The organism is Bacillus sp. GMa5/1, from assembly GCF_050172015.1.
GTDB classification, from domain to species: Bacteria; Bacillota; Bacilli; order Bacillales; family Bacillaceae_G; genus Bacillus_A; species Bacillus_A cereus.
The window spans coordinates 1-7,045 of sequence record NZ_JBNLYC010000189.1; the positions used below are offsets into that span (position 1 = coordinate 1).

Sequence of the window (7,045 nt, forward strand, 5' to 3'; positions counted from 1 at the left end):
GACATTCTACAAGTAAGATATTCACTATTGGATATTAATATTATTAATAGAACAACGAGAGTTATGTTAAGTTTTTGTAAACTTTTCGATAAAATGTTTTAAAAAACGACAGTTTTTTGTTAGAATTGATTAGCCAATATATTTTACATATATTACTTTTGTGGGGGTAACAATAATGGTCTTTAAATCAAAAAAAGATAAATTTTCTGAAATGTTAATGAATGTTTCCGAAAATTTAAAAGAAGGCGCGCAGTTTTTCGTGGAGTATAAAATTAAAAATGCTAGCGATTTAAAAGAGTTTTCTATGCGCATGAAAGAGTATGAGTCAAAAGGTGACTCATTTATTCACGAAATCATTATGGAGTTAAACAAAGCGTTTATCACTCCGATTGAACGTGAGGACATCCTACAACTTGCAATGAGTATGGATGATGTATTAGACGGATTAGATCACAGTGCTGGTCTGTTCGAAATGTATTCTATTACAGAAGCAGATGAATACATGATTAAATTCGTAGAAGCAATTAATCAATGTGCGATTGAGATTGCAAACTCTGTTGAATTAATGTCTAACAAAAAATTAGTCGACATTCGTACAAATGCGATTAAGATTAAGGATTATGAATCACAGTGTGATGATATTCGCCGTCATGCGATTAAGAACTTATTCTCTCGTGAAAAAGATCCGATTAAGATTATTCAATTTAAAGAGATTTACGAAGAGCTTGAAGAAGTAGCTGATAGCTGTCAAAGCGTTGCAAACGTATTAGAAACAATTATTATGAAGAACGCGTAAGGAGTTTGATCATGGATACACTCTTGATACTGACCGTTTTAGTAGTCATTTGCGCTTTAGCTTTTGACTTTATCAATGGATTTCACGATACAGCAAACGCTATTGCAACGGCTGTTTCAACGAAAGCTCTAAAGCCTAGACATGCCATTATTATGGCGGCTATTATGAACTTTTTGGGCGCAATGACATTTACAGGTGTAGCAAAAACGATTACAAAAGATATCGTTGATCCATTCGCCTTACAAAATGGTTCTCTTGTAATTTTAGCTGCTTTGCTTGCGGCGATAGCTTGGAACTTAATTACTTGGTACTACGGTATTCCAAGTAGTTCTTCGCATGCAATTATCGGCTCAATCGCAGGTGCAGCAATTGCGGCCGCTGGGATTAGCTCGCTAAATCTTAAAGGATTTATTAAAATTATTGAAGCTTTAATCATTTCACCGATTATCGCTTTCGTTATTGGTTATACCGTATACAGTATTTTTAAAGTAGTATTTAAAAACTTTAACTTAACGAAAACGAATAAGAACTTCCGTATATTCCAGATTTTCACTGCAGCATTACAAGCCTACACACACGGTACGAATGATGCACAAAAAGCAATGGGAATCATTACGATGGCTCTTATGGCTAATAACTATCATACTTCTAGCGATATCCCGTTCTGGGTACAATTATCTTGTGCTATCGCAATGGGGCTTGGTACTTCTGTCGGCGGATGGAAAATTATTAAAACTGTCGGTGGACAAATTATGAAAATTCGTCCTGTAAATGGTGTAGCTGCCGATTTATCATCATCACTTGTTATTTTCGGTGCAACATTCATTCACTTACCGGTTAGTACGACGCACGTTATCTCTTCTTCTATTTTAGGGGTTGGTGCTTCTCACCGTGTGAAAGGGGTAAAATGGGGAACTGCAAAACGCATGTTAATTACATGGGTTATTACACTTCCTATTTCAGCTTCTTTAGCTGCTCTGTTTTACTACCTATTACATTTTGTTTTCTAATCAAAAGTCGTCTTCCTTATTTTTCTAGGAAGACGACTTTTTTGTGAACAAGCCTATTTCTCATTAAAAAGCGTGTATAATAATTGGTGGATAAGTTATTTAGAGGAGTTGGCAATTTTGGAATACATCATGTTACTTTTCATCGGACTAATCGCCGGAACAGTCGGCAGCCTAGTTGGGCTTGGAGGCGGAATTATTATTGTTCCGTTATTAATTGGATTACACAGTTTATCACCACAACTTGCAGTAGGGACTTCTATGGTAACAGTCGTTTTCACAGGACTATCTTCCACCCTTACTTACATGAAGCATAAGCGAGTAGATTATAAAAGTGGACTTATTTTATTTATCGGAAGCGGCCCTGGTGGTATTATCGGATCATGGGCAAATAAATTTTTAAACCAAGACACATTTTCTTTATACTTTGGGATTTTCCTTATATTCGTCTCAATTCTACTTATGCTTCGAGACAAATTAAAACCTCTTTCCCTCTCAAATACGTCTGTAATTAAGCGTTCTTTTACAGATAATGATAGAAATACTGTACACTACCAATTCCCACCGTTTCTTGCTATCTTTATCGCCTTTATAGTTGGGTTTATATCTGGATTATTTGGAATTGGTGGCGGTGCCTTACTTGTTCCAGCAATGATGCTTCTTTTTGCATTCCCAGCACATATTGCAGTAGCAACTTCAATGTTCATCGTATTTCTATCAGCAATTGTAAGTTCTGCAACTCACATCTCACTTGGAAATGTCAGCTGGATTTATGCATTAATCCTGATTCCGGGTGCATGGATTGGCGGAAAAATCGGGGCTTACATTAATACAAAACTAAGTGGTAACGCCGTAATTAATTTATTACGTATTACGTTGATTATTCTTGGAACTAGATTAATCATTATTTCCCTTTTATAACGTATTCTTTTTAGAATGCGTTTTTCTTATACACATGAATATAAAAATCCTCCGAGGAGAACAAATAAAATTAAACAAACACATAATAACATATAATTTGAAATATGTACTTTCTTCAAGTTGACCACTCCTATAACTGCGACTGTTATCTTTATGATAGCGAAAAAATAGTTCACTTGCAGTTACAGAGTGCTAACAATGCAAAATCAATTATTACAAATTTTATCCTTATATTTCATTTCTTTGTATATTCTATCGATTTAATAAAAAAAGATGTCATATTGACATCTTTTTTAATGAAGAAGTGACCACCCCATGAAGTCTTCATGTACTTGGCACGCCCTCTTATCGTTTCGATCATATAATTCAGCATAGCTATCTGTTTCTTCATCATAAGCCATCGTATAAATAATTTGGCCGTCTACTTCAACGGATAAAACGACTCCACCTTTCATCTCTTCTACATGAATGATAGCATTCGCCGGAATTCTCATATCCGTCATTCTCATCGCATCTAACAATATACTAAACCCCCTACAGCGTATTCATTGCTAGTACTATTACACACTAAATAGTATACTACTGTAATAGCATACATTTCGTCAATGAAATTGCTGTTGAAATAGCATATTGTCTATATACATATACGCTAAAATAGAAGAAATAGAAACATATTAATGGGGGGCTAACATTGATTCTACACAAAGGAGATGTACTATTCCGTCAAGGCGAGGACGGTCCTTTATACTTTATAAAAACAGGCTTATTAAAAGTAGTTCGGCTAGAAGAAGACGGAACACCATTTTTATTCAACATTATCGTTCCAGGTGAAACGATACCTCATCATTCTTTAATTTCACCGAAAGAATATCACGGTACAGCTATCGCTTTAATAAAAACAGAAGTGGAACCGATCACTAATAGTGAATGGTACGAGAGACTTCAAGCAAATCCCGAATCGTATGCTAACATCGCTATGCAATTGCAATCTAAATTAAGAATGATGCAACAACGAATTGATCAATTGACAACCGTCTCTCCGAAAGAACGTCTTCATCGTTTACAAGAATGGTTCGCCCTATATTTAGGTGACATTCCTATATATGAAATATTAACACAAACCGAAATTGGTCAACTGATAGGTATACGTCGTGAAACAGTAAACCGTTTATTACGAGAACAAATAAAAAACGAGGTAAAATAAATACCTCGTTTTTTTGCTTATTGTAAGCTTGTTGCTGGGCCGAAAAATTCATAATGAATATGCTCTTGTTTCACACTTAAATCAGTTAGTGCAGCATTTATATGCTTCATAAATGCTACTGGACCACAGAAATAAAACTCTGCTTCAGTTGTCGGAATAATAGTTTTTAACCATTCACTTTCAATGAAACCTTCTTTATCAAAGTTCTTCATTTCTAAATCTTTTTCAGTCGGTGCAGAATAACAAGTATATGCTTTAACTTGTTCATATTCATTTTCTACTGTCTTAACGTGTTCTTTCATTGCATGTGTATTACTATTTATTGCTGCATGAACAAAATATACATTACGTTTTGAATCTTGTTCAATTAACGTATTTAACATACTCATCATCGGTGTAATCCCTACTCCACCACTAATTAGTACAACTGGTAATGTTGAATCCATATTTAACACGAAATCTCCCGCTGGTGCACTTACTGGTAAAACATCTCCTTCTTTTACATGTTCATGTAAGTAATTAGACACTTTACCGTCTGGTGTATCTACACCTTTTTCTTTTTTTACACTAATACGATAATATTCTTTCCCAGGAGCATCGGATAAACTATATTGACGATTATGTGTATATGTCTCACCTTCAATATTGATTTGAATCGTTACATATTGACCTGGGATGAATGAAGAAACTTTCCCTCCATCTTCAGGTTTCAAATAAAATGACGTAATAACATCGCTTTCCTTCACTTTTTTAACAATCACAAAGTTGCGGAAGTCTTTCCATCCACCTTCTTTATGTGCAGCTTCTTCATACATCTCTGCTTCAATGCTAATGAATGCATCAGCAATGACACCATATGCTTCTCCCCATGCATTTAAAACTTCATCAGGTGCACCTGCGATCTCTTTAATGGCACGTAGTAAACATGTACCTACAATCGGGTAATGCTCTGCTTTAATACCTAAACTTCTATGCTTATGACCAATTTGTTTTACAACTGGAATAATAGCTTCTAAATTATCAATGTACGTTGCAGCTGCATAAACAGCATTCGCTAACGCTTGTTGTTGTCTTCCCTTTTTCTGATTTGTATGGTTGAAAATATTCAATAACTCCGGATGTTCCGAAAATAAAATTTCATAAAATCTCGTTGTAATTTCAACGCCTTTTTCTTGTAATAATGGTACTGTTGACTTTACGATTTCAATTGTTTTTGCACTTAACATTGTATCCCACTCCTCTATTTCCTTAACTGTTTTTAGTTTAACTGAATCTTATAATGCAGATTGTGATTTTAATCACTATTAACACGGTGTTTTTGTGAATAATATATGAACATTGTATTTACAAAAGAAAATAAGCTAACTAGAATTCTAGCTAGCTTATTATTTTGTTTGTATAGCTTGTTCAATTACTTTTATATCTTTCCCATCGCCAAACTCCGTATATCCCCAGATATTCGTTTCACCTCTATATTTATTTACGATAATATCCAAGTCATGATATACACGGTGGGCATACACTACATACTCAATATTTTGAAGTTCCACACCTTTTTTTACAATTTCATAGCTTTCTATTTACATCACGTTTTATTTTTTCATTCTTTATTTCTGTATGTATATTTTTTAACGATGATTCTTGTTGTTGAAACCATTGCTTAAATTGATTCCAATCCCCGTCTGTATAATTCTCTGCTTTACCGTAATTTAAGAAATTATTATAGCTTTCATGTGTCATTCGAATAAAATTTAGCACTTTTGTCTCTTCTTGCACATCTTCTATTTGAGCTATTGTATTTACCTCAGCAGGCTTATTCGCATAATGTAACAGCACTTTCATAAGACTATAGCTTGCAATGATCATCACGATAATAATCCCGAATACACTTAACAATTTCTTCATATACAGAACTCCTTCTCTACTAAAAATATTACAATGTATGACTATACTTGTAACTTTCTCTCGTAGAAATATAATTCCTGTATAAATTCTTCCTATCATTTCGACAATATTTTTCTATACATTTCTCGTTGGCAAATGTTCTTGTAAAACAATATATCCTTCATAAGCTGTGTAACCGAGTATAGCCATTAATCCAATATAACAAGCAAATACTGTCCATTTCGTTTTCGCATCCACTTTATAATAGTTTTCTTGTTGTTCCTTTTCTGTTTTCCATTCATTTAATTTTCTTTCTGACGCTTCAAATGCTTCCCTTATGTGAATTGTATACTCATCTTTTTCATCTTCATATGGAACATAATCTAACGGTTCGAACTTCGGTAAAAGATACTCTAACACTTCCATTTTTTGAAGTTCACCTATTTGTAACTCTTTTTCCCGTTCTCTTTGTCTTAATGCATTCATCTCATGATGCATCACGTATATAGTCCGATGTACAGCACCCGTTTCTTTTAATTCCTCTTCAAGCCTAGTAACATATTCTTTCATCCCATCAATTTTATGCCCTAATTCCTTAATCGGCTCATCTCTCTTTATTACTCTATATAACTCCATACAACCGATAATAACAATAAATCCTCCCAAAATACTTTTAAAGTAAATTGAATAGCCAAGTAATAAAATAAGGCCTGCTCCCCAAATTTTAGTACTGACAACTGAAATAATTCGCCCACCATCTAGCGGCGAAACGGGAATTAAATTAAAGAAATTAATCATACTTCCAAGCAAAATAACAAGCGCCCAAAATGGCTCTTTCGTCATTATATAAAGCGGTATCGCGGGTAAAAATGACAGAAGTCCGAAAAGCGGACCCATATAGGCAATGTAAGCTTCATCTTTCGCATTTTTCGGCATCTCTTTCATTCCAATAAGGGCCCCCATAAATGGAATAAAGATTGCTGGCGATGTTGGGATCCCCTTTCTTTTCGCAGCCCATAAATGGCCCATTTCATGAACAAACAACAAATAAATGAGCGCCACTCCAAATTTCCAACCATATAGAACTGCGTATGCGCCAAGCGATAGAAACATACTAAATACCGTTGAAAACTTTGCTAATTTAAAAATTGCAAATACCCACTTTAACTTAGACAGTAAAAATAGACCTATCGCAACAATAATTCCCCATAATCCTTTTTTATTATTTTTCAT

Annotated in this window: 7 protein-coding genes and 1 pseudogene; 4 read left to right on the forward strand and 4 right to left on the reverse strand. The window is 34.4% G+C overall.

Going from position 1 to position 7,045, the window contains the following annotated elements:
* Positions 1-175 precede the first annotated feature (175 nt).
* The 3 genes from ACQGSG_RS24775 (at position 176) to ACQGSG_RS24785 (ending at position 2,724) form a co-directional block, all read left to right on the forward strand.
* Positions 176-796, forward strand: a complete 621-nt coding sequence (locus tag ACQGSG_RS24775; protein ID WP_000231449.1) for a DUF47 domain-containing protein — start codon at positions 176-178, stop codon at positions 794-796.
* Positions 797-807: 11 nt separating this feature from the next.
* Entirely contained in the window at positions 808-1,806 is a 999-nt protein-coding gene (locus ACQGSG_RS24780) for an inorganic phosphate transporter (RefSeq protein WP_000380273.1), read from the forward strand.
* A 117-nt stretch (positions 1,807-1,923) separates the two neighbouring features.
* Positions 1,924-2,724 carry a sulfite exporter TauE/SafE family protein gene (locus ACQGSG_RS24785; protein ID WP_426948241.1) on the forward strand — a complete coding sequence of 267 codons (801 nt, stop codon included), beginning with the start codon at positions 1,924-1,926 and terminating at the stop codon, positions 2,722-2,724.
* A 293-nt stretch (positions 2,725-3,017) separates the two neighbouring features.
* Here ACQGSG_RS24785 and ACQGSG_RS24790 read toward each other — a convergent pair whose 3' ends face one another.
* Complete coding sequence (locus ACQGSG_RS24790; RefSeq protein WP_000883009.1) at positions 3,018-3,245, reverse strand: hypothetical protein; 228 nt, start codon at positions 3,243-3,245, stop codon at positions 3,018-3,020.
* Positions 3,246-3,415: 170 nt separating this feature from the next.
* Here ACQGSG_RS24790 and ACQGSG_RS24795 point away from each other — a divergent pair, with 170 nt between their 5' ends.
* A complete protein-coding gene (locus ACQGSG_RS24795) occupies positions 3,416-3,928 on the forward strand; it encodes a Crp/Fnr family transcriptional regulator (protein WP_000600581.1) in 513 nt (170 codons plus the stop codon).
* A 17-nt stretch (positions 3,929-3,945) separates the two neighbouring features.
* On the opposite strand, the gene hmpA is transcribed toward ACQGSG_RS24795, so the two are convergent.
* From hmpA to ACQGSG_RS24810, 3 genes and pseudogenes are all read right to left on the reverse strand, one after another.
* Positions 3,946-5,154 (reverse strand): NO-inducible flavohemoprotein, encoded by a 1,209-nt coding sequence (gene hmpA / locus ACQGSG_RS24800; RefSeq protein ID WP_000947317.1) that lies wholly within the window; start codon positions 5,152-5,154, stop codon positions 3,946-3,948.
* A 159-nt stretch (positions 5,155-5,313) separates the two neighbouring features.
* A pseudogene (locus tag ACQGSG_RS24805) lies at positions 5,314-5,833 on the reverse strand (hypothetical protein).
* A gap of 114 nt (positions 5,834-5,947) precedes the next feature.
* The coding region (locus ACQGSG_RS24810) for a site-2 protease family protein (protein ID WP_000794491.1) at positions 5,948-7,045 on the reverse strand (1,098 nt) is incomplete at its 5' end.

What these genes read in the sequence shown, in the direction of transcription:
- ACQGSG_RS24775 (WP_000231449.1), top strand. Translation starts at nt 176, where the DNA reads ATGGTCTTTAAATCAAAAAAAGATAAATTTTCTGAAATGTTAATGAAT.
- ACQGSG_RS24780 (WP_000380273.1), top strand. Translation starts at nt 808, where the DNA reads ATGGATACACTCTTGATACTGACCGTTTTAGTAGTCATTTGCGCTTTA.
- hmpA (WP_000947317.1), bottom strand. Translation starts at nt 5,154, where the DNA reads ATGTTAAGTGCAAAAACAATTGAAATCGTAAAGTCAACAGTACCATTA.